The organism is Devosia rhodophyticola (assembly GCF_028816475.1).
In the GTDB taxonomy this organism is placed as follows: Bacteria; Pseudomonadota; Alphaproteobacteria; order Rhizobiales; family Devosiaceae; genus Devosia; species Devosia rhodophyticola.
Genome location: NZ_CP118247.1, coordinates 1404621 through 1424429, shown reverse-complemented (window position 1 = coordinate 1424429; position 19809 = coordinate 1404621). Strand labels below are relative to the sequence as shown.

General features: G+C 57.0%; 13 protein-coding genes and 5 pseudogenes. 8 read left to right on the top strand and 10 right to left on the bottom strand.

Annotated features, from left to right (window positions below; all coding sequences use genetic code 11):
* Nucleotides 1-110: 110 nt before the first annotated feature.
* The gene (locus PSQ90_RS06895; RefSeq protein ID WP_282212663.1) at nucleotides 111-1766 is read right to left on the bottom strand and encodes an ABC transporter substrate-binding protein; all 1656 of its coding nucleotides are present in this window, start codon (nucleotides 1764-1766) and stop codon (nucleotides 111-113) included.
* A 449-nt stretch (nucleotides 1767-2215) separates the two neighbouring features.
* On the opposite strand from PSQ90_RS06895, the gene PSQ90_RS06890 reads away from it, so the two are divergent.
* From PSQ90_RS06890 to PSQ90_RS06870, 4 genes and pseudogenes are all read left to right on the top strand, one after another.
* Entirely contained in the window at nucleotides 2216-3688 is a 1473-nt protein-coding gene (locus PSQ90_RS06890) for a sulfatase-like hydrolase/transferase (protein WP_282212662.1), read from the top strand.
* 27 nt (nucleotides 3689-3715) lie between these two features.
* Nucleotides 3716-4707 (top strand): annotated as a pseudogene (locus PSQ90_RS06885) (ABC transporter ATP-binding protein).
* Between the two features lie 322 nt (nucleotides 4708-5029).
* Nucleotides 5030-6184 carry an iron-containing alcohol dehydrogenase gene (locus PSQ90_RS06880; RefSeq protein WP_282212661.1) on the top strand — a complete coding sequence of 385 codons (1155 nt, stop codon included), beginning with the start codon at nucleotides 5030-5032 and terminating at the stop codon, nucleotides 6182-6184.
* A 396-nt stretch (nucleotides 6185-6580) separates the two neighbouring features.
* Nucleotides 6581-6997 (top strand): annotated as a pseudogene (locus PSQ90_RS06870) (DDE-type integrase/transposase/recombinase); the annotation flags it as partial.
* 70 nt (nucleotides 6998-7067) lie between these two features.
* Here the strand turns inward: PSQ90_RS06870 and PSQ90_RS06865 are convergent.
* The 4 genes and pseudogenes from PSQ90_RS06865 to PSQ90_RS06855 form a co-directional block, all read right to left on the bottom strand.
* A complete protein-coding gene (locus tag PSQ90_RS06865; protein WP_282212660.1) occupies nucleotides 7068-8246 on the bottom strand; it encodes a DegT/DnrJ/EryC1/StrS family aminotransferase in 1179 nt (392 codons plus the stop codon).
* Between the two features lie 347 nt (nucleotides 8247-8593).
* Nucleotides 8594-8836 carry a hypothetical protein gene (locus PSQ90_RS06860; RefSeq protein WP_282212659.1) on the bottom strand — a complete coding sequence of 81 codons (243 nt, stop codon included), beginning with the start codon at nucleotides 8834-8836 and terminating at the stop codon, nucleotides 8594-8596.
* 60 nt (nucleotides 8837-8896) lie between these two features.
* Nucleotides 8897-8989: pseudogene (locus tag PSQ90_RS17130) on the bottom strand (hypothetical protein); the annotation flags it as partial.
* On the bottom strand, nucleotides 8955-9827 hold the full coding sequence (locus tag PSQ90_RS06855) for a hypothetical protein (protein ID WP_282212658.1): 873 nt from the start codon (nucleotides 9825-9827) through the stop codon (nucleotides 8955-8957). The gene PSQ90_RS06855 and the pseudogene PSQ90_RS17130, both read right to left, overlap by 35 nt.
* 351 nt (nucleotides 9828-10178) lie before the next feature.
* Here PSQ90_RS06855 and PSQ90_RS06850 point away from each other — a divergent pair.
* Nucleotides 10179-11334 (top strand): annotated as a pseudogene (locus PSQ90_RS06850) (winged helix-turn-helix domain-containing protein).
* 84 nt (nucleotides 11335-11418) lie between these two features.
* Nucleotides 11419-12723, top strand: a complete 1305-nt coding sequence (gene pncB, locus PSQ90_RS06845) for a nicotinate phosphoribosyltransferase (protein ID WP_282212657.1) — start codon at nucleotides 11419-11421, stop codon at nucleotides 12721-12723.
* Between the two features lie 32 nt (nucleotides 12724-12755).
* Here pncB and PSQ90_RS06840 read toward each other — a convergent pair whose 3' ends face one another.
* The 4 genes from PSQ90_RS06840 to PSQ90_RS06825 all read right to left on the bottom strand — a co-directional run bounded on the left by PSQ90_RS06840 (nucleotide 12756) and on the right by PSQ90_RS06825 (nucleotide 17119).
* On the bottom strand, nucleotides 12756-13646 hold the full coding sequence (locus PSQ90_RS06840) for a hypothetical protein (RefSeq protein ID WP_282212656.1): 891 nt from the start codon (nucleotides 13644-13646) through the stop codon (nucleotides 12756-12758).
* Nucleotides 13643-14917, bottom strand: a complete 1275-nt coding sequence (locus PSQ90_RS06835; RefSeq protein ID WP_282212655.1) for an ATP-binding cassette domain-containing protein — start codon at nucleotides 14915-14917, stop codon at nucleotides 13643-13645. Before PSQ90_RS06835 ends, PSQ90_RS06840 begins: the two co-directional genes overlap by 4 nt.
* Nucleotides 14918-15020: 103 nt before the next feature.
* Entirely contained in the window at nucleotides 15021-16697 is a 1677-nt protein-coding gene (locus PSQ90_RS06830; protein WP_282212654.1) for a TadG family pilus assembly protein, read from the bottom strand.
* Nucleotides 16694-17119 (bottom strand): TadE/TadG family type IV pilus assembly protein, encoded by a 426-nt coding sequence (locus PSQ90_RS06825; protein ID WP_282212653.1) that lies wholly within the window; start codon nucleotides 17117-17119, stop codon nucleotides 16694-16696. Before PSQ90_RS06825 ends, PSQ90_RS06830 begins: the two co-directional genes overlap by 4 nt.
* Nucleotides 17120-17301: 182 nt before the next feature.
* Between PSQ90_RS06825 and PSQ90_RS06820 the strand changes: the two genes are divergently transcribed.
* Entirely contained in the window at nucleotides 17302-18054 is a 753-nt protein-coding gene (locus PSQ90_RS06820) for a copper homeostasis protein CutC (RefSeq protein WP_282212652.1), read from the top strand.
* Here PSQ90_RS06820 and PSQ90_RS06815 read toward each other — a convergent pair.
* Nucleotides 18051-18632 (bottom strand): SH3 domain-containing protein, encoded by a 582-nt coding sequence (locus PSQ90_RS06815; RefSeq protein ID WP_282212651.1) that lies wholly within the window; start codon nucleotides 18630-18632, stop codon nucleotides 18051-18053. The two genes, PSQ90_RS06820 and PSQ90_RS06815, sit on opposite strands and share 4 nt — an antisense overlap.
* A 149-nt stretch (nucleotides 18633-18781) precedes the next feature.
* Between PSQ90_RS06815 and PSQ90_RS06810 the strand changes: the two are divergent.
* Nucleotides 18782-19809, top strand: a pseudogene (locus PSQ90_RS06810) (2-hydroxyacid dehydrogenase).

Below are 19809 nucleotides of genomic sequence, written 5' to 3'. Positions count from 1 at the left end.
CTGACAAGCAGATATGAAGCCATAAATTTCGTTCTCACCTTGTGCACGCATGCCACACCAGTTCGACTTGTGTGGCATGCGTCGTGTTGGTCGCCGTGTGAGGCGCTCGACTATTCCTTTTCGAGCTTGATGCGCCACGGGGCAATCAGGCCCACATCAGGGCCCTTGAAATAGCCAGTGACGTAGTTGCGCGCATTGATGTTCCGAATCGCCTTGCCAAAACCGACCATGACATAATCATCCATGAACATCTTCTGGGCCTTGAATGCCAACTGATCCCGCTCTGGATCCGACGGATCGAGCTTCAGGGCCATTGCCAACACCTTGTCGATTTCCGGATTGGAATATCCGTTCATCGTGTCAGTTGCGGTTACACTGGTGGAGTTGGCCGCAGCATTCATGTAGCTGGCGGCATCGGGATAGCGAATGACGACGTCGTCGCGTGTCAGGTTGATAGTGTCCACCCAGTCCTTGCCGAAGCCAGCAGGGCGCTCCTGGAACTCAACATTTTCGATGCCGAGATTTTCCTTCCAATACCCCATTACAGCCTGCAGTGCACGGTTGTTGGAGAGACGATTTCCGCGCGGAGACACACGCAGCTTGGGCAAGTTTTCCGGCCCGCCATAACTCGAGTCTGCAAGTGCCTGCCGAGCCGCTTCCGGATCGTATGGATAGCCCTTATTGTCCGGATCCTGGATCATTTCGGGGTCGAGCGGCTGTGGGGTTGGCAGATAGTCGACGTCGGCGAATGTCGCCTTCGCTACCGCATTCCAGTCCACAGAAAGGGCCAGCGCCTTGCGAACAAGTGGATCGTCCGTCGGTGCGGCGTTGGGGCGGAGAAAGAATGTGTGATAGCCAATGCTTTTTATGTGATCGAAATAGCCCGGTGCCTGGTCTTTGAAGACCGTCGGAATATCTGCTTGGGATGCGTCGATCTGATTGTTGACCACCATAACGCCGGCCGTCTGTGCGTCCGGCACGAACTGAAACTTCACGGCGTCAAGATACGGCCCGACGTCCATCCACCAATTCTCGTTCGGCGTCATGGTCGCTTCGCCCAAATCAGGACTGTAGTCCGACAGGACATAGGGGCCGGTGAACTTGGGGTTGTTTTCCGGCAACCAGAAATCGGCTTCGCCAAGTTCGCGCGCATCTGTAGGATTGATAATGTTCAGATGGGTTGTTGCGATCCGGTACATGAACACCGGGTCGGACTCCGCCAGGGTGACTTCCAGCGTGTGATCGTCGACGACCTTGAGCCCTGTCATCGTCGCGTTGATATCGTTCGCATCTGCGGTGTCCTGGAATCCGACAATGTTTCCAAGGTACTGCGCGGCGCGGCCGCAATATTGCGGATTGGCCATAATCTCCCAGGTGCCCTTGGCGTCTTCTGCCGTCACAGGAGAGCCATCGGAGAATCTGGCACGCGGATCAATTTCGAAGGTCCAGACAGTTCTGTCATCATTTGAGGACCAGGACTTGAAAATCCCTGGTTGCATTTTCGAGTCTTCATCGAAGTACATTGGAGGCACGTAGAGCAGGGTCTCCCAATTTTGTTGGTCCGAACCGCACACCGTGGGTTGGAATGAAAAGCTCGCCTCCCCCTGGGCCGCGGTTGCGATACGCAAGACATTGTCGTCCTGCGCGTTGGCAGGGGCGGCGAACGCCAAAGCGAGGGAAGCTGCCGCAACAATGCAGAGCCCCAATTTCCGGTTGCGCGCACCCCAATCCACATTGGTGTTGGCTGCGTTGTCAAATCGTTGCAATAGTCCATCCTCCCTCGTTGCGAAGTCCAGAGGATACCTAAATTTGTCCAGTTGACAATATTAAATGTGGACAGGTGAGGGTAAATCCCATGGTCGCAAGTGCCGATTGCTTGCCGACGAACTGACTGAGAGCACAGTGCGAATGTGTCTATAATATTATGATGGTGTTCCTTATGACAAAATTATACCAATAATATCAATACCATAAAGTATTAGAAAATTCATGGCTGCCGTGCAAAAGCGAAACGCACTTGGAGCGTTAGACCTTAAGGGTAAAATTTTTGCTGAGACGCAGGTTGCAATCGCATCTTGTAAATGTGTAACTTCCAACCGGGTCGATGTGATCTTTTTGTCGAATTTGTTGGGCACAATGCCCCTAGCACCTCATGTTTCACGACCGACAAACAATGTGGAGCGTATTCGCAGTAGCTGGCAGGGGAGCAATCAATATGAACAAGCCAAACTTGTTGTTTATCTATACCGATGAGCAGGCATTCAATACGTTAAAAGCTTACGGCAACGATCAGATCGATATGCCGAATCTGAATCGTCTGGCCGACCGCAGCCATGTGTTTGAGCGCATGTACGTGACCCAACCCGTGTGTACGCCATCTCGGTCCAGTCTGTTGACGGGGCTTTATCCACATACCAACGGCTGCTCCGAGAACAATGTGCCATTGGCGCAAACCACCAAATGCCTGCCGGAAATGGTAGATGGCGACTACGTGACCGCCCATTTCGGCAAGTGGCATCTCGGCGACGAGGTGTTTGCCCAGCATGGGTTTCAGCATTGGGCGAGCGTCGAGGACCAATATCAGAAATATTTCAGCGAGGGACGAGACAAAGCCGCCCGATCATCCTACCACGACTATCTCATCGCCCAAGGTCTGACGCCGAAGAACGGTGATTATTTCAGTCGAGGTGAAGCAGCCCGGCTTCCCGAAGAACTGGGCAAACCAGCCTATGTTGCCAAGATGGCAAACGATTTCCTGCGCACCCATATCAACACACCGTTTGTGCTCTATGTGAACTTCTTCGAACCTCATATGCCCTTTTTCAGTCCGCGAGACGATCAATATCCACTAGAATGCATCCCGTTGCCCGACAACTTTGACCACGAGCTGGCTAATGACAGCCCGCTCAAGACCCGCATCATGAAGGAGCAGTTTCGACGTCACGGGCACAGCGGCATGGCGTTGGAGACCGAGGATGATTGGAAGCGCATGATTGCCCACTACTGGGGACTGTGCAGCCTAGTTGATACGCATATCGGCAGCATTCTGGACACGCTCGACGCTTGTGGACTCGATGATAGCACCATGATTGTGTTCACTTCTGACCATGGAGACATGATGGGCGCCCACCAGTTGCTGACCAAGTGCTTCATGTACGAAGAGGCGGCGCGGGTGCCGTTCCTCGTCAAATTACCCGGCCAGACCCAAGGCAAGTTGATATCCGGCGCATTCAGTCAGATTGACGTGGTTCCAACCATCCTTGACTACCTCGGTGCAACTGGGCCTGACGGCTTGCAGGGAAACAGCCTTAGGCGCTGGATTGAAGCCGAAAGCGCGACGGTGCCCGACAGCGATGTCTTCATGGAATGGAGCGGTGGCAACAACGGACTGGGCGACGTGGTAGGTGAGGTTTCTACCCGTGACTGGATGCTTGAGTTTTACAAGCAAGGCGAGATCGTTGCGGCGATGTCCGATCCTGTCCGCACTGTCTATACTCAGGACGGATGGAAGTTCAACTATAGCCAACTCGGGGAACATGAGCTCTACCAGCTAACCGTGGACGCCGGCGAGACCGACAATATCTACGGTAGGACAAATATAGAACTTGTAAATTCCCTGGTCGCGAAAATCAGAGACTGGCAACATCGTACACAGGACACTGTCCCTGTGTCGCCGATCGACCGCTGACCAAGCTAAGTGCCAACGGAGGCCAAAGTGATGGAGCCGCTGCTCGAAGTTCGAGGGCTAAAGAAGCACTTTCCGGTGCGAACCGGCATGTTTCAATCTGAAAAGAAATCGGTCAAGGCGGTCGATGACGTGACGCTGCACCTGAACCGTGGCGAGACCCTCGGTGTGGTTGGTGAAAGTGGTTCGGGCAAAAGCACGCTCGGCCGGTTGATCCTGAAATTGCTTGCGCCCACGGCAGGTAAAATTTTTTTGAAGGCACGGATATTGCCGACCTGTCTCGCAGACAGATGCTGCGAGTGCGCAGGGACATGCAGATCATTTTTCAAGACCCCTACGCGTCGCTCAATCCGCGGATGACAGTCGAAAAAATTGTCGGCGAACCGCTCTTGGTTCACAATGTGGTGCCCGCAAGCGAAATACCCGACCGAGTCGGCGTGCTGTTGGAAAAGGTGGGACTACATCGCGATCTCGCGGATCGTTATCCCCACGAATTCAGCGGCGGACAGCGGCAGCGCATCGGCATTGCAAGAGCGCTGGCACTTAGTCCCAAGTTAATAGTAGCCGACGAAGCAGTCTCGGCCCTGGACGTGTCGGTTCAGGCGCAGGTGGTGAACTTGTTGCAGGGTCTCAAACGTGAACTCGAGCTCGCCTACATTTTTATCGCCCATGACCTGAGCGTGGTGCGCCACATGAGCGACCGCGTTGCGGTGATGTATCTGGGCAAGATTGTCGAAGTGGCGGCAAATCAGGAGTTGTTCCGAAATCCTCGGCACCCCTATACGCGCGCACTCATTTCGGCCGCGCCAGTCCCCAACCCAAAGCGGAAAAGCGAGCGGGAAATCCTTACAGGGGAGATCCCAAACCCAATTGATCCACCCTCCGGATGCAGCTTCCATGGTCGGTGCAAACACGCCGTGGAATCTTGTCGCCGGGACGTTCCGCAGTTGGTCGACGTCGGCGACGGTCATTTGGCCGCTTGCCCGGTTCTCAATCCGCCTTTAGTTGCGGCGAGCGCTTAGATTCCTCCAGGACCGCTGCAGCCGACGCCCCTGTTCCGTCTTGAAGCACCACCTAGGTGGAATACCGAAACCGACGCAGTGGGTGATGTCTCCTGACAACTTGTTATCTATCGATGCCAGGGTAGGAAGAGAACGAATAACAATGCATTATCAACTAAATATGCATTTTTGCAGCCAATTTTTGATGAGAGAAATTGCAAGTAGTTGACAACTTGTAATTCTATGGCATGCTGAAGCGATGCATTCTTGAAACGGGGCGTTATGAGGTTGGGTGTGCGTTCGCAGTTTGAGGCTTGCATCGCGAATTCAAAGGGGACGGTAAATGTGCGCAGCTACGCTTGGCAGTAAGAAGTTGGGTCCGGCGACATACGGCGCGCCGCTCAGGATTGAACGTCCCAAATGCATTGAGTTTGGCATCGGCAAGATATCCAGCGCCGGACAGTGGGCAACCAACAAGGAAGTAAAGCGGACACTCGTAATTTCAGATCAGTATAACGCTGTCCGTGTGGATCAATTGGATCTGCCCGGAGAGGTTTTCGTGCAAGGCGACCTCGTGTCTGAACCCGATCTGATCTCCATTAACAAGGTTTTAGCCGTCGCCCGCGAGGTATCTGCGGACCTCATTATCGGATTTGGCGGCGGTAGCGTCATGGACACAGCGAAACTGGTTTCGGTCCTCGTGTCGGCGCGGCAGTCGATTCAGGATATTGCTGGTGTTGGCAATGCGCCGCAACGAGGCGTATTTTTGATGCAAGTCCCGACGACATCGGGGACCGGTAGCGAGGTTGGATCGCGCGCACTCGTAACGGACCCTGGGACCCGACAAAAAATCTCGGTGGAAAGTACCTATATGCTGGCCGATGTGGCCATTATTGATCCCGTGCTGACTGTCAGTTTGCCATCCGCGATTACGGCGACGACCGGGATAGACGCATTGGCGCATTGCGTTGAGGCTTTCACGAGCACGCGTGCGCATCCGCTGATAGACATGTATGCACGCCAAGGTATTGAGTTAGTCGGTAAGTTTCTTGGCCGAGCAGTTCGTGATGGCGGTGACCTGGAGGCCAGGGCGGGCCTCTGCTACGCCTCTTGTATCGGGGGGTACTGCCTTGGACCCGTCAACACCACGGCTGGGCATGCAATTTCATACCCGCTTGGGACAAGACATAACGTTGCACATGGACTAGCCAACGCTGTAATATTTCCACATACGCTGGCATTCAACCAGCAGGCTACGCCAGGCAAGACGCGGGAGATTGCAGGCAGTTTGGGATTTGCTGACGGCGATACATTTGCAGGAGCCTATCAGTTTTGCTCGGGTCTCGGGATAGGGATGAGAATGGGTCAACTTGGTGTGTCGGAATCCGACCTCGAGCCGATGGTCGAAGAAGCATTCAAAATTCGTCGCCTCCTGGATTACAATCCTCGCAAAATGTCAAAAGAGTCTATTTTGGAGATCTACAAGGCGTCGCTTTAGGTATGTTTGTATGGCCGCACAAAATGGGTGATGTTGCCCTAACAACGAGTCAAGCCACAGCCGCGGGGTGCAGTAAGCGAGCTACTTGTCGAACCTCGGCGTGATAGAGAGAATCCGCTTCTCCGCTAGACAAACAGCAATAGGTCATCGCTTCGCAAGTCCGCAACCAGTGCGCAGTGAGGCGAGTTGTATGGGGGGCTAGGAAGTTGGCGTCGCGCTTGTCGTACTGGGTGGCGATAGCCCGAAAGTGTTTTGGTTTGCTGAAGAACCTCTCAACCTGATGGCGCTTCTTGTAGAGATCAGCTTCGAAAGCGGGGAGCCTGCGTCGTGTCGGCATCGGCGGATGTCTGCGATGGCGCCGCGTTCGGCGAGGCTGTATCGCAGGCCGTCGCTGTCAAGTTCACCCGCACAGGCCATCGCATCGCCGCTGATCTCGTGGATCAGAGCAACGCGCGCAGTATCGGTTGGGAGTTTGTGCATGTCTGCGTTGACGACCATTCGCGCCTCGGCTTCAGCCAGGTGTTAGCCGGCGAACGCAAGCAGGATGCGGTGGCATTCCTGAAGGCCGCAGTGGCCTAGTATCGCAAACTCGGAATCCGTGTTGAGCGCATTATGAGCGATAATGGGATCTGCTATCGTTCGAAGCAGTTCAAGTTAGCTTGCCTGAACAATGGCCTCAAGCACATCCGCACCAAACCCTACACGCCCAAAACCAACGGCAAGGCCGAGCGCTTCATTCAGTATTCGCTTCCCGAATGGGCCTATGGGCGTGCGTATCATACCTCAGACCAGCGAAAGACCGAACTGCCGCGGTGTACCCTCTGGCAACGAGCATAGGGCGCAGCTTGGTTCTGAAATGCCCTCCCCACGTCGTCCTTAGTCCCTAGCCCCCGACAGCTTCGGTGAGCACTTGTGCGACGACATCGCAGGTTTTTGACACCTCGGCATCAGTCAGTGTGGGATGGACCAGAAAGGCGATACCGGTTTCACCAAGTTCGCGGGCGACCGAAAGCCTGTGCATCGGGCGCCATGAGGAGTCATCGAAGGCGGCCTCAAGATAGACTTCGGATTGCGAGCCATGCATGCATGGGACCCCCCGTTTGACGATCTCATCAATGACCCGATCTCGTGACCAGCCAGTGTCCAATTGATCGGGACAGACAAAAGCATAGAGCCGATAATGCGCGTGCCGGGCATACTCAGGTACCAAGGGTACGCGAACCGCAACATGTCGCCGAAGCGTCTCGGTGATGGCATGCGCCACATCTGTCCGTCGTTGTGTCCACTTCGGCATGCGGTCAATCTGAATCAAACCAATGGCTGCCTGCATTTCCAGCATGCGCCAATTCGTGCCAAAGCTATCGTGAACGAGCCGGGGCCCCGGTGGGTGGCTGCGATCATAGACGGCTTGCCAGCTTTTGCCGTGGTCTTTGTAGGACCACATGGCAGACCAAAGCGCGCCGTCATTGGTCGTGACCATGCCCCCCTCGCCGCCGGTCGTCATTATCTTGTCCTGGCAAAAGGACCAGGCACCGACGTCGCCAATTGTTCCAACACTACGCCCCTTGTAGAGGGCGCCATGGGCCTGTGCGCAGTCTTCGATAACGAACAATCCACGCTCGCGTGCCAAATCCATGATCGGATCCATATCGCAAGGCAAGCCCGCCAGATGAACGGGAATAATCGCCTTGGTGCGCTGCGAAAGAACGCGCGCAATAGACTCAGCCGTGATGTTTTGTGTGTCCCGATCAACATCAGCAAAAACGGGGATGGCCCCCGCCGTTACCACTGCAGACACCGAGGCAATAAAGGTTCTTGGTGTCACAACCACCTCATCGCCAGCGCCGACACCTAGCGCCTTAAGGGCGACATCGAGAGCCAGAGTTCCATTTGCCAGGGCCACAGCGTGCTTTGCACCAACGAAGCGGGAAAATGCCGTCTCGAAGCCCCGACAGACGTCTCCTGTCCAGTAATTCACGCGGTTGGACGCCAGGACTTTGGAAACGGCTTCGATTTCTTCCGTTGTAAAGGATGGCCAAGGGGAAAATGGAGTATTGAGCACTATGATTTCTCCAAGGCGCACGCTGCCACGCCCACAACAGTCTGGCCACTCTCAAAATTGCGGACTACAGCGCTGCCTACACCGATAACGACGACCTGTCCAATCGAGATGTTGCTGCCTCCCTGCTCATATCGAGCCCGCGCCCCATCGCTTGTCTCCTCCACCTCGCAACGCTTAGGAAGGATCATCGACATGATCTTTATGTCCAAAATTGCCGTGAGGATATCAACCCACCGTGCACCAGGGCGTACTTTTTGATGCCAGTGATGGCGTTAGTTGACCTTCGCCCAGCTAGGGACGCCTTGCCTCTTCGACCGGACATAACGCCAATATGGAGCGCTCGTGCACTAACATTGAGGCGAGGAATTCAGCGCCGCTGTTTGCCCCGATTGTGGACGGTGGCTCAGCAGCCCGACGACCAAGGACAATGCGGCAAAGCAAACTGTGACGTTGAGTATGCCGAACATCGCATTTGTCAAACCCATCACCAAATAGCCGACGCTCAGGGTCGCAGCGATCACAATAAGCCCAAAGCGCTTGGCGGAATGGGGCGCGCGCAGAGCTTCGACGACTGGTGCCAGCAAGAACATGAAATACCCAAGGAGCCCAAGAACGCCACCACTAGCTGCAAAATCGGCGAGATCGTTGTGCAAATGCGGTGGGGGAGTGAACGGCACGTCTACATAGTTCGACGCAACGGTCGTAAAATCAAATGGACCGTGCCCAACCAGGGGCGAAGCCAGAAAGGCACGCAGGCCCCCCGTGTACATCTGCAGCCTGAGCTTTGTTGATCTCGTCAGTAGGAGGGCCGTTGCGCAGCACATCCGTAACTTCTGACGACATGCGCAGTACCCCGGAAGTCTCGCCGACGCCCGCGAAAAGGGCAACGACCAAAATAGCCGCACTTATCAGCGTCGCAATTCCGGCAAATCGCAATGTCACCAACCGAAACCAAATTATCAAAGTGACTGCTGCCGTGCCCATGACGACAAGGGCGACAACCGCACCGCGTGTTCCCGAGAGCAAAACGGCCGCTGATGCCAATAGCGGTCCAGCCAGATAAATATATCGCCACCCCTTCTTGGTATAGACCACACCAATTGTTGCCAAAAAGCCGATGGCAAGGGCCACATCCGCGTAGTGGATCGGGTTGGCAACCGATTCGCCGGCGCGATCGGTCCCTGTTGTCAGAAAATCATTGATCCCCATTGTTGTGGCCCCTGCCACACCACATAAAGCCAGGATTGCGATGGCCCCCGGTGCCGTTGCGATACTGCCGCGGTTCAAGGCAAGAAGTGGCCAGATGGCCAGCAGGGGGGCAAAATAGGCAATCCCGATAAGTCCATTGAACGACCCATCGGCGACCACGTAGGCAATCGATAGCAATCCCATGGCAATCAATGGCATCCAAACGATTGGGCGCGCGAGCAGCTTTAGATCTTGGGCCCGTAGTAGCAGTAGTGCCGATACACCAGCAATCAGGAACAGTGCATTGCCTGCCTCAGGCGCTACCGGCGCCATGGCAAGTGCGCCAACGAGCGCTGCGAGAAGCAGGGCCGGTCGCGTCTCTTCAAATGTCATGATAAATCCAAAGGCGTTGGCAGTTTATACAACTGCGGCTCCTGCATAGGCCTGCAACTGTGATACAATAAGGAGTGCTGGAAAATCGCATTTCAGCCAATGCCAATGCCGCAATTCTGCTAGAACGTAACATATAAACGAAGGTCAGATAATATCTAATGCCCATATCCAGTTAAACCAATGATCAACAACGCAAAGACAAACTCAGGCGAATACGTTGTCCCCAACAGCGAGACGCGGAGCACGGGTAATCGATATATCGATCATTGGCAATCCCGCCCGGTGTCCTCAGGTCCTTGATCTGTCAGTCACTACTGGAAGTCTTGCCGCGTCTTGGCAATAATATCATCCATGAGTCGCAGCCCAAAGCTTTCCTCCCATCCCGTATCGACATCGCAGGCACGCCGCATCTGGTTGCGGGCGCAGCGGCTGGACGAGTCTGCCCCGTTCGGCGCCGGACCAGAAGCGACGCCGCGCGCCATTGCGCATCTGGGCTATGTCCAGATCGACACCATCAATGTCATCGAGCGATGCCACCATCATATCCTTTATTCACGCATTCCCGACTATCGCCGCGCCGATCTGGCTCAGGCCCAGTCGACTGATAAATCGGTCTTCGAATATTGGACCCATGCGCTGGCCTATGTGCCGAGCGCCGACTATCGCTATTTCATGGATTCTGATGGCGCGTCTTCGCGAGACGCCCAGCCGCTGGTTTGGCACTGTGGCGCCCCGTGACGTGAAAGCCTTGCTCCGGCGTATTCGGGCTGAGGGGCCATTGTCGATGCGCGATTTCGATAGTGATGTGCGGGTAGACAAGGCCCATCTCTGGGGCAGCCGAAAACCCTCCAAACGCATCCTCGAAATGGCGTTTTTTCAAGGCCATCTGACGGTCAGCGCCCGCGAAGGGATGCTCAAGACCTATGATCTGAGCGCGCGCCATTTTGGCTGGTTGAGCCGTCCCCGGCCCGCCAGCGAGAACCAGGTCACCGCCTATGTGCTGGATCGGGCCCTGCGTGCCCAGGGCATGGTCAGCCTGCAGTCCATCTGCCATCTCGACGCCCCGCGCAAAAAAGCGATCGGCGCCCTGATCGCGGCGCGGGTGCGGTCGAAAAAATTGATGCCGGTCCATCTGGCCAACGCCCCCGGTGTGCAGCATTGGGCAACGCCCGCTGCCATGGCGGCATCACCGCATCCAGCCTCGGAACTGGTCCATATCCTGTCGCCGTTCGATCCGCTGACTATCCAGCGCCCCCGCCTCAAACTGTTTTTTGACTACCAACATCTGTTTGAGGCCTATCTGCCGTCAGAAAAGCGTAAAATGGGCTATTTTGCCCTGCCGGTGCTGATGGGCGAAGAGATCGCGGCGGTGATCGATCTCAAGGCGGACCGGACGGCCAGGTCGCTGCTGGTGCAAAACCTGCATTGGCACCGCGCCCCGGACGCCAATGCCAAGGCCGCGCTTGACGAGGCGCTTGACCGCTTCGCCGTCTTTCAGTTTGCTTAAGGCCGGTGCCGGGCAACGGCTGGCATTCATCGTTAGTTCGCGATAAAAGCCCGAGGTGAATTTGCAAGAGCCTGGGCGGGACCAATGCCGAAGACCGATATAGCGCGACGGGTGCACAATCACACCTGGAAGCTTGATCCGATCATTCGGAGCCTGCTCGATACCGACTTTTACAAGATTTTGATGCTGCAGATGATCTGGGGACTTTATCCCAGGGTCGATGCCACCTTTTCCCTGATCAACCGCACCAAAAGGGTGCGTCTGGCCGAGGAGATCGACATCGATGAGTTACGCGCCCAGCTCGATTATGCGCGCGGCCTGCGTTTTTCCAAAAAGGAAATGATCTGGCTGGCCGGTAACAGTTTTTATGGCTCCAGACAGATTTTCGAACCAGACTTTCTCAAATTTCTCGAAGACTTCCAACTGCCCGAATATCGGCTGGAAAAGCGCGACGGGCAGTTCGATCTGGAATTTTACGGGCCTTGGGTCGAAACCTCCATGTGGGAAATTCCGGCCCTCGCCATCATCAATGAAATGCGATCTCGCGCCGCCATGAAGCGCTACGGGCCCTTCACGCTCGATGTGCTTTACGCCCGCGCCAAGGCCAAGATGTGGGAAAAGGTCGAGCGGCTGCAAAAACTGCCCGATCTAAAAATTTCCGATTTCGGCACCCGGCGGCGCCATTCATTTTTGTGGCAACGCTGGTGCGTGGAAGCGCTCAAGGAGGGAATCGGCGATAATTTCACCGGCACCTCCAACGTCAAACTGGCCATGGACAATGATCTTGAGGCGTTGGGCACCAACGCCCATGAACTGCCCATGGTTTTGGCAGCGCTTGCCACCACCGAATCCTCGATCAAGGCCGCGCCTTATCAGGTATTGCAGGATTGGGAGAGCTATTATGGTGGCAACCTCAAGATCGTCCTGCCCGATGCCTTCGGCACCACCGCTTTCTTGCGCGACGCGCCCGACTGGGTGGCGGACTGGACCGGTTTTCGCCCCGATAGCGCCCCGGCCATCGAAGGCGGCGAGCGGATCATCCAATGGTGGAAGCGGCACGGCCGCGACCCGCGCGAAAAACTGCTGATCTTTTCCGATGGACTCGATGTCGACATGATCGAGGCGGCCTATCTGCATTTTGATGGCAAGGTGCGCATGGCCTTTGGCTGGGGCACCAATCTGACCAATGATTTTGAAGGCTGCGCCCCCGACGTCAATCCGGGCCTCGATCCGATTTCCATCGTCATCAAGGTTTCTAAGGCCAATGGTCGCCCGGCAGTCAAACTGTCGGACAATCCAGCCAAGGCGACCGGCGATCCTGCCGAAATTGCCCGCTATCTGCGCATTTTTGGCGACAAGGACCGGGCCGAACACCCGGTCAAGGTCTAGCGCAGCAGACCAGAAAGGCCTGCCGCCGTCGCTCAGTTGTCGTTGTACCGGCGCCGGTATTCGCTGGCCAGATATATGACGACAGCGGCAAACAGCCAGCCGATCGCCATCTGGGTCCAATCGGTGCGCGCCAGAAGGTCATTGCCAAAATCGACCATGCTGAAGGTGCCTTCCGCGTGAAACCAGTTTTCGAGATAGCCATCGGCGAGCTTGAAATCGCTACGGTCGGCCAGATAGTTCCAAACATGGGTATGGAAGGGGCTGAGCCCGCCTAGCGTCACCCATTCAAGCAGCGACACGAGCGATGGTAGCAGCAGCGACAGCGGTATCGCCCAGCGCCCCACAACGGTTGCCAGAGCCCCAACCAGCGCCATGTAGGGCACATACCAGAGCAGACCCAAAACCAGCGCCAGAAGCGTTGAACCCGCCACTTGCACATAGATGTCAAAAATATTGCCCAGCATCGCCAGCCCATTGCCGGTGCTGATATTGGAGGTCACCACCGCCACACCCATCAGCAGAGCGCTGCTCAGTAGTGAAACCACGTAGATGGTGGCCGGAAAAATCGTGAGCGTTGCTGCCAGTTTGGCATAGAGAATTCGAAGGTCCGAAACCGGCATCGACTTCCAGAACAGCATGGCATTGTTGCGGCGGTCGGCGGCAAAGCCGTCGGCGCAATAAAAGAACAGCGTCGCGATCAGATAGAGTGCCCAGGCGAAGCCGACGCCCAGAAAGCCGATTGCAAACACCCGCAGCGGGGCCAGATTCATCATGGCGCCCGAAAAGCGCGCATCGACCCGCCCCACGGTAAAGGCCAGAACAGTGGCGCCGAACAGGATGGCCACAAGCGCCAGCGGCGCAATCAGGAAGGCACCGCGATGCTCAATCTGCTCGCGCCGCACCAAAGCAACAAAAGCCTTCATTTTGCTGTCTCCGGATTAACCGTTGGTCGCTGCATCAGCGCAACAAACAGGTCCGACATGGTTGGCGTCGATACCTTGCCCAGCGTCTGAAGCGTCTCGCGGTCGGCCCCGTCAAAAATCATTACCGTCTGGCCAAACCGCGTTTCCTCATAGACCGGCTTGAGCGTCCGCGCCGTCTCGGCGCTTTGCTCATCAGCTACCACCAATTGGGCAAATTTCTCGTTCACCGTTTCCATCTGCATGTGCAGGATCATGTTGCCATCGCGAATGAACATGATGTCCGAGAGCATAAATTCGATCTCATCAACCTGATGCGTGGTGATCAGCAGGGTGCGCTCCTCGGTCATATAGTCTTCGAGCAGGCGACGGTAAAACCGCTTGCGATAAGTGATATCCAGCCCCAGCGTCGGCTCGTCCAGCACCAGCAGCTTGGCATCGATCGCCATGACCACGGCAAGGTGCAGTTGGGCCATCATGCCTTTGGACAATTGTTTGATCTTGGCTTCGGGCCGAATGTCGGTGCCCTCAAGGAAACTGCGCGCCTTGTCCTGAGAAAAATTGGGATGGATATTGGACAGAAGAGCAAACAGTTCACGCACCCGCAAGAAGCGGGGCAGGCTGGCAACATCGGAAATGAAAGCGACATTTTCCATCAGCTTGGCCCGGCGCGCAAACGGGTCCTCGCCCAGCACCCGGATAGTGCCCTGGCAATTTGTCAGCCCCAGAATGGCATTGAGCGTCGTGGTCTTGCCGGCACCATTATGGCCGATCAGCCCATAGATGCGCCCGGCAGGAATGTCGAAATCCAGCCCGTGCAGGATTTCCTTGTTGCCAAATTTCTTGCGCAGGCCACGCGCCGTAACGATTGGGGCCAGTGCGGCTTCAGGTTCAGTCATCGGATTTTTCCCCCCGGGGGTAGCCGACCTGTTCTTGGTCAGCAATGTGGACAGGTCGAGTTCGAGTGCCTTGATCTGGGCGGCAATGCGCGGCCAGTCTTCACTCAGGAATTTTTCGCGCTCATGGGCCAGCAAGGCCGGTCGCGCACCAGTTTTGACATACATGCCGAGTCCCCGGCGTTTTTCGACTACTCCAAGATCGACCAGGGCTTCAAAGGCCTTGGTGACCGTCAACGGATTGACCGCCATGTCGGCGGCGATCTGGCGCACCGAGGGCAGGGGATCACCCTCCCCAACCGATCCACGCAGGATCATTTCGATCAGGCGCTGGCGGATCTGCATGAAGATCGGCTGGCCAGTATGAAAGTCGTCCATGTGAATTACCTACGTAGTGTGCTGGATATGTAGCACACTAAACTAGGATGTCAAGCATGTTGCGACCCAAAAATTCGGGAAAGATTGAGAAGCCCAAAAAGCGCTATCCGACAAGCACCGGTTCAATACACCGAACGCCATAAACCTGCACATCGGCCTCGCCGAGACTGAGACCCAGTGTTTGCAGTAGCGTTTCAATGGTCAGATCAAGCATCGGCGCCAGCGGTGAGATTAGCCCCTCGATCGCCTGGGCAATGATGGCGGGCGAGGCCAGCCCCAGTCCCAGCGCGCGAACCTTAAGGTGCAGGTCCCCCAGGAGCGAACCGATCAGTGAGGAAACAATGGTTTGGGTATGCACACTCTTGAGCCGTCCTGCCTCGATGTCGGCCGACGAGAAAGAGAGCGTTTGCGGCGTGGTCTGGGCGATCTCGACATTGGCGCTACCGGTGACTTTGAGCAGCAGCGCATTGATCAATTGCGCCTCCCCGATGCTGGGCGGACTGGCAAAGGCCCCAAAACTATTGGCATCGACCTCGCCCAGTATCAGCCGGGCAACCCCGGGCCGAACCGCGATATTGGCAGTACCGCGCGGGCTCGAGGGGGTGGGGCAACTGGCCCCGCTGACCATGGCTTCGGAATGGGCCAATTCAAGATAGAGCGGCAGATTGACCCCGGCATTGCCCAATACGCCGCCGCCTAACAGGTGCGCGGTCAGGGCCAGCCGCACCTGCGCGGTCCGAACCACCGTGCCTCGTGGTCCAACAGCAAACCAACTGCCAGTTTGAGGCGGTTCACCCACCGCCAGCTTGAGCGAAAGCCCGGCCAGCCCCGGCACGTTGGCGGCCAGCTTGAGATTGATCTGGTGGCTGCCATCGCTCGCACTGGCGCTGGCGACCAGCATTTGCAGCGCCGAAAACGAGGTGAACAGGTTCTGACCGCCCGAATTGATATCGAGTCGTCCCAGATCTCCCAGGTCAAACAGCCTTCCCACATTGACCGCATCGCTTTCGGCAAGTCCGTTGGCAAGTTTTTGCGCCACCAACTGTGCGCTGCCATCCAGGGTTTGGGCCAGAGCCGCGGCAATGTCGCCCCGGTCGGCTTGGGCGGCGAGCACATCATCATAGGTGCCAGCGCTGATGTGCAATTGCTGGGCCAGCGCATCAAGAAAAGCGAAGGCGTCGATTCTGGCGTCCAGCAGACTCTTGTAATCGACGAGACTGAGTGAGACATTGGTGCCGAGTAACCCATTGAGCACGCCATTGACTAATCCGCCCTGAAACTTTGCCAGCCGTGAGCCAATGGAAAAACTGACCTGCGGCGTGATCCGGGCAATTGCACTGGCACCCAACGTCGGTGTCGGGCTCCAGGATTTGGCAAAATAGAGCTCACCGGGCCGTTCAAGCCGCACCTGCACGGCATTGAGCGGTGCCTGTCCCGCCACAAAGCGCTGCGCCACCGGCAGGTCTGGATCGGCTTCGTAGTGGCCGGGCATAACGCTTAGTCGGGCGCCCGATTTGGAACCCGCTGATGCCGGCGCGTCTGGCTCGATCAGGCCAGCTTCCGCCAGCGCCGCCCGGGCAATTTCGGTGGCGTTGGCCGGATCGCGCGCGGCGGCAAGTGCTGCCAGATCAACATTGGACTGCATGACCCGCCGCATATTGTAAAGGCTGGCGGCGTCGACCGCAAAAGCCGAAACCACCGCAGATATCGAAAGCGCCACGGCAAACAGGATGGCCATATTGCCATCCTCTGCCCGTCCAAAACGCCCAAGCAGTTTCATAACCCGCCCCGGCGGATCGAGGAGGAAAAGCGGATGGTCTTGCTGGGCAAGGGGAGCGGCGGATAAAGGTTCCAGATTGGTAGCGCGCTGGCGTCATAATCGATGCTGACCTGATATTGGCTGGGATCGCTCGCCTTGTCCCCGATTGTATAGCTCAGCCGCGCGCGCTCGATCAGCAGATAGTCAGCCGCATTATTGTCGATATAGGCCGCAACAAGCGCATCGCGTTCGCGCCCGTTCAGCCCGGCAATCGAGGTGCGCGCTGCATCTGCGGCAATCTGTTGGACCGAATGGGCCGCGCCAAAATAGATGCTGTAGGCCAGCATACCGGTCAGCATCAACACAAAGACCGGGGTCAACAAGGCAAATTCCACCGCCGAGGCGGCGCGGCAATTAGACAAAAAGGCGCGAAGCGGCAACATGAAGGCTCCAGCGAACGAGATTCTATCCCGGCACAATGGCGGCCATAGGTTGCTCGCTGCTTTCGCCTGGACTGCGCAGTTCACCCAATGTTTTGGCGAAATGATGGCAATTTGCCCCAGCCTGGGGCTTGCCTGCCAAAGCGACAGGGGGTCTACTCGCCACTGATTTGGGGGAGAGCAAGATGGCCACGGACAAGCTGACAATCGAGATTTGCGTTGAGGGCACCGACGGGCTGGTTGCAGCCCAAAAGGGTGGCGCGGACCGGGTCGAACTTTGTGCCAGCCTGATCGAAGGCGGACTGACGCCCAGCTTCGGGGTAGTCCATGAAGCGCTCCGCCTCTCCCACATTCCATTTCATGTCATTGTGCGGCCACGCGGCGGCGACTTTTTGTACTCAAAGGCCGAATTTGCCGCCATGTTGGCCGACGTCACCGCCCTGCGCGAGTTGGGTGTGGCCGGCATCGTCATCGGTTGCCTGACCGAAAAAGGTGACATTGACGAGGCCCGCACCACTGCGCTGGTCGAGGCGGCTCGGCCCATGAGCGTCACCTGCCATCGTGCTTTTGACATGACCCGCGACTATCGCGCTGCCGTCGAGGCGCTGGTGCGTTGCGGCGTTGATCGCGTCCTGACCAGCGGACAACGAGATACCGCTGTCCAGGGCATGGATATCTTGAAAGACACGGTGCAACTGGCGGCCGGGCGATTGGTTATCATGGCCTGCGGCGAACTGGATGCAAACAATATAGCGGCGGTGCGCGCCGGCACCGGCGTTACCGAAATGCACTTTGCCGCACCCAAAACCGCTAAAAGCCCGATGGCGTTCCGCAATCCCCATGTCGGCATGGGCGGCGATAATCTTGAACGCGAATATGAGCTTACCCAGACCGATTCGGCGGCGGTGGCCCGCACGATTGCTGCGGCGCGGGACTAGTCGAAATTTTCGTTGGGCAGCGCGCCCCAAACCAGAGCCTGCTCGACATAGCCGGTATAGGACTGGCTGCGCCCGCCATCAGGCTGATAGCTGGCCGTGACCTGACAATATTGGCCATCGCATTCGTTTAGCTGCACGCGAAAGCCGTTTTGCAGCATGGCGCGCGCCTTGGCTGCGGGGTCTGGTGCCGACAGCAGCGTGATTTCACCGCCAGCATCGTCGGTTTTGACATAGCCGACCCGGTTGCCCGACAACAGATTCTGGTGAATCCAGCCCGTTTGCCCCTCGACGTCGCGCACTTTGCGCCACGTGTCGAATTCGGCAATGATTTCAATCGGCACACCGGCCTTGAGATAGATCCAGGCGACCTCATATTTGGTGCCCGGACCCACCCGCACATTGATCGGATCCGAGCGCGTGCTGGCAAATCGGGGCAACGGCAGCCCGCTTGGATTTTCCTGCGCCAGTGTCGGAAGCACCATCCCGGTAAACACCAGCGCCCAAACCATTGCCGCCCGCCAGAAGGCGAGCCGATGTGGCCGGAGGTTGGTGGGCTTGCAGGGATTGGAATCAAACATGGCTTTGCAGTGATAGTGGAATTGACCTATCACTACACCATGATCCTTAATGGTCCTTGAAAATGGCAGTCTGACTGTCTTTTTGACCCGATGCACCGCATTGTACGCGCGTCGGGCTGGTCCAAACCGGTGCGGAAATTATTGCATAGATGAACACGAGCAAGCCTCGAATTCTGGTGACACGCCGACTGCCCGATGTCATCGAGGCCCGTATGGGCACGCTGTTTGAAACCGACGTCAACGAAGCCGATGTGCCGCTCCACGCCGATGATCTGGTGGCCGGACTGGCCGAAAAGGATGTGCTGGTTTCCTCGATTACCGACATTATCGACGCCCGACTGATCGCGCGCCTGCCCCCCTCGGTGCGCATGATTGCCCAGTTCGGTAATGGGGTGGATAATATTGATATCGAGGCGGCATTGGCGGCGGGGCTGGCTGTAACCAATACCCCCAGCGTTCTGACCGAAGATACCGCCGACATGGCCATGATGCTGATGCTGGCGCTGCCGCGCCGCCTGATTGAGGGCACCCAGCTTTTGGTGCGCGAGCGGGCATGGGCCGGCTGGTCTCCGACCTGGATGCTGGGCCATCGGCTGCGCGGCAAGGCGCTGGGCATTGTCGGCATGGGCCGCATCGGCACCGCCGTTGCCCAGCGCGCCAAGGCGTTCGGGTTGAAAATCCATTATTATTCGCGCAATCGCCGCCCCCCGCGCTCGAAGAGCCGTTGGAGGCCGTCTACTGGGCCGATCTCGACGCCATGATCGAAGCGGTGGATATCGTCAGCCTGCACACCCCGCGCACCCGCGAGACCTATCGCATTCTCGACGCCGACCGGTTGGCCCGCATGAAGCCGGGCAGTTTTGTGGTCAATGTCTCCCGCCCCGAATTGGTCGATGAGGCAGCATTGGTTGCCGGCATTGAAAGCGGCCATCTCAGCGGCGCGGCGCTCGATGTCTTTGAAAACCGCAATGGGATCAATGAAAAACTATTGGCGCTGGCCGAAGCCAACAAGGTTGTGCTGACTGCCCATATGGCCTCGGCAACGCTAGAGGCGCGCATCGAGATGGGCGAAGCGGTCATCGTCAATATCAGGGCGTTCATGGATGGGCATCAGCCGCCGCACCTGGTTTTGCCAGACGCCAGCCATGGCCTCAAACGGGCCGAACCGCGCGCTTGA